Here is a 3,584-nt window from a genome sequence, read left to right on the forward strand (position 1 = left end):
ATTATCAAGAGTCCGATAGCCTGCGTGTTGGCATTAATTATGAGTGGCGCTTGAATAGCGAGTGGGTATGGACAAACCGAGCGGCATACAATCATATCGAACTTGAGCAAAAGGGCACGCGTCAAGGCACTGTGACGGGAGATAAAGTCTCTCAAACCGTGAACAATTTCGGTTATGACCCTCGAACCACAACGACGATGCAATCCGAGTTAGTGTGGGAAACCGATTCTAACCAAATGATGATTGGTGCGGATTATAACCAGATCAATATCGATTTAACGCTAGCAAGCGATAAAACCTTACCTCCGAAACACATCTATAACCCCGTCGTAGGAGCAACGCCTGATCCGGGTTTCAAGCCTTTCCGTGATAACACAACGACGACGACGGGTATTTACCTTCAAGACGTTTACACCTTGGGTGATCTATCGGTGATAGGTAACGTGCGCTATGACTCTATGGAACTTGAGCAGCAAAAAGCCGGGAAAGCCCAAGAGAAGCTAGATGATAACAAAGTGAGCTACCGTGGTGGCTTGGTCTATCGCATCAACAACGATATGTCGGTATACGCAAGCTTAGCTCGTTCGTGGCAATTGCCTTACTCCGGTATTTATATCAACCCTAAACTGGCTGAATTCTTCCATACCGATCTAAAAGAAGTGGGTGCGAAAGCTTACTTACTCGATAACGCTTTGATGCTCAATGCCGCTATTTTCCAAATTGATCAAGAACAACCACAAACCAATATTAATGGCGACGTTATCAATAAGATTGAAGCACGTCACCAAGGTATTGAACTGGAAGCTCGCGGTCAGATTACAGAGTTGTGGGATATTTCAGTTGGTTATAGCTACTTAGATGCAGAAGATAAAGATACAGGTAAAAAGCCGAATGATGTATCCGATCATCTGTTCTCACTCTGGAGTACTTACCAATTATACGAAAACTGGCGTTTGGGCGGTGGTGTGAAATACGTAGGGGACCGCTACGCAGGTAACAATGAAGCCGTCGCATTAGGTGATTACACCACTGTTGATTTGATGGCAGCGTACACCACGGGTCGTCACAAAGTTCAAGCGAACGCTTATAACGTACTTGGCGAGAAATACATTCTTGGGGCAACCAGTGGTAAGTCGGGTACTAACCAGATTGGTTACGGAGCGCCAGCTGAATTCATGCTCAGCTACGGCTATCAGTTCTAAAAGCGAGTTCAGCTCTAAGAGTCGTTAATTTTTAAGCGTTATTACGTTTCTAAGAGCTAGTACGTGACTAAAAGCTATTTCAACTGAAAAAACTATTGATTTGTTCGCTACGAGTGAGTGAACAGTTGGCCTCATTTTGAGGTCGTTTAGCCCAATGGGTCAAAGCGTTGGCATAACTTAAAAGCACAGCCTTTGACCCTAATTTGCCTACTTAGGAGATTTTCATGCCTTACCAGAATTTGGATGGTAAACCCCACGCGCAACATAAACTGCGCTTGACCGTACTTGCAACGGCCATCGCTTCAGTGACTTCCATGAGTGCATTCGCTGCGTCTGATCCGCAAACGACGACCATGGAAACGGTTGTCGTGACGGGCAGCTTGATCGGTAATTCAGAATTAGAAGATGTGAAAGAGTATCCGGGAGCGCGTACCGTTCTAACTAACGAACAAATTAAAAAGACTGGCGCACTCTCTATTGATTCAGCATTTCAAAGTGTACCGGGCATTAAGGTTCAAGACGAAACGGGCACGGGTGTATTGCCTAACATCTCGGTGCGCGGCTTGAAAGCGAGCCGCAGTGGTCATGCTCAATTTCTAATGGATGGTGTACCACTGACTCTTGCGCCTTATGGTCATACCGGACAATCTATTTTTCCAGCAACGCTATCTATGCTTGACCGAATTGATATCGTACGTGGTGGTGCGGCTGTGCAGTACGGGCCAAATAACGTGGGTGGTGTGATCAACTTGGTGACTAAGCCCATTCCACACGAGTGGCAAACGGAAATCAGTAATCGTTTCACCGTATTTGAAGATGGTAATACACCACTGAATGACTTTTACCTACGTACCGGTGGTTGGTTAACCGATACGCTGGCACTTCAAGTGGAAGGTAACTTCCTAAAAGGTGAAAGCTTCCGTGATCATTCAGATACGGATGTAAAAAACTTCCAAGCGAAGTTGCAATGGTTACTCAGTGATACCCAGGAGCTACAAGCATTCGTTCAGCGTTACGATGCCGACACCCAAATGCCGGGCGCTTTATCGCCAAAAGATTACCAGAAAGATCGTACTCAATCGAAGCGACCATATGACGAATACAAAGGCACATCAACGCGTTGGAGCCTGAAGTATTTGCATGATTTGAATATTGCAGATGGCGCAGAGTTAGAGGTTCTGACATTCGGTCACCACTCTGAGCGTTTCTTCCAATGGGGCTTTAATAGCGCAGGCGGTCACTGGGCTGATCCAGCATTACCATCAACAGATATTCGCACCTCACCACGTGAATTCGCTGTTTATGGTGTGGAACCTAAGTTAGCGATGTACTTTGACGGTAATACGGTGACGCAAAACTTGATTGTAGGTGCTCGCTATGTAAATGAAGATATCGATTACAAGCTAACGCAAACGCCAATTGCTGGCGGAGTAACAAAAGTGCCACGTGATTGGAACTTGAATACCGATGCATTCGCAGGTTACATCAGCAATGAAGTTGGCCTGTTTAACGACGTGCTAAAGGTTACTCCAGGTATTCGTTACGAATCGATTGATATGACCTTTAATGATAAGGGTAAAGCTCAGAGTACAGACAACAAAGTGACGGAGTGGTTGCCGGGCTTAACCGTGGCATACCATTTAACTGAGCAATGGGTTGGGTACACCAATGCGCAGAAATCTTTGCGCGCACCACAAATCGCTTACATCCGAGGCAAGGGTGAAGAGGGCAGTGAGCTAGCATGGAACTACGAGTTGGGTGCTCGTTACAATCAAGATTCAACTAGCTTTAATGTCGCGCTCTACCGCATTGATTTTGAAGACCAACTCCAATGGCAAAGCGGAACGCAGACCTTTGACAATATTGGTAAAACGCTTCATCAAGGTATTGAGCTTTCAGGTCGTTATGTTCCGCAGGCTATGCAAGCTCTGAGTTTAGGCGCGGGTTATAACTATTTGGATGCGACGATAGAGGCAGAAGGTGCAAACAAAGGTAAGCAACTTCCTTACACATCCGAGCATCAGCTTAGCTGGGATGCGACTTACGCCTTTAGCCGGGTAGATACGACCTTATCTGGTTACTATTTCAGTGAGTCTTATTCTGACAATGCCAATACCAGTGCTGAAGATGCAACGGGTGCGAAAGGCAAAGTACCTGCTTACATGGTATGGAACTTAAACCTAGGCTCAGACTTGTATAAAGATGAAAACAGTAAGTTACGCATGAATGTTGCAGTGAACAATTTGTTTGCTGAGGACTACTACTTCCGCGGTATTGATACCAGTCCGGTTGGCCGCTATCCAGCGCCAGGGCGTTCATACACTTTGGATCTGAACTATCAGTTCTAATCGGTAATTGATTAAAAATAATAACGAATATAAG

General features: G+C 45.6%; 2 protein-coding genes. Both read left to right on the plus strand.

What is annotated here, in order from left to right:
- Positions 1-1,202: TonB-dependent receptor (locus AB4496_RS17170; RefSeq protein WP_372131458.1), on the plus strand; the 1,202-nt coding region annotated here is incomplete at its 5' end.
- Between the two features lie 224 nt (positions 1,203-1,426).
- Positions 1,427-3,550 (plus strand): TonB-dependent siderophore receptor, encoded by a 2,124-nt coding sequence (locus AB4496_RS17175; RefSeq protein ID WP_102257566.1) that lies wholly within the window; start codon positions 1,427-1,429, stop codon positions 3,548-3,550.
- Positions 3,551-3,584 lie beyond the last annotated feature (34 nt).

Origin of the sequence: Vibrio sp. 10N.222.46.A1, from assembly GCF_041473595.1 — a bacterium.
GTDB classification, from domain to species: domain Bacteria; phylum Pseudomonadota; class Gammaproteobacteria; order Enterobacterales; family Vibrionaceae; genus Vibrio; species Vibrio tasmaniensis_A.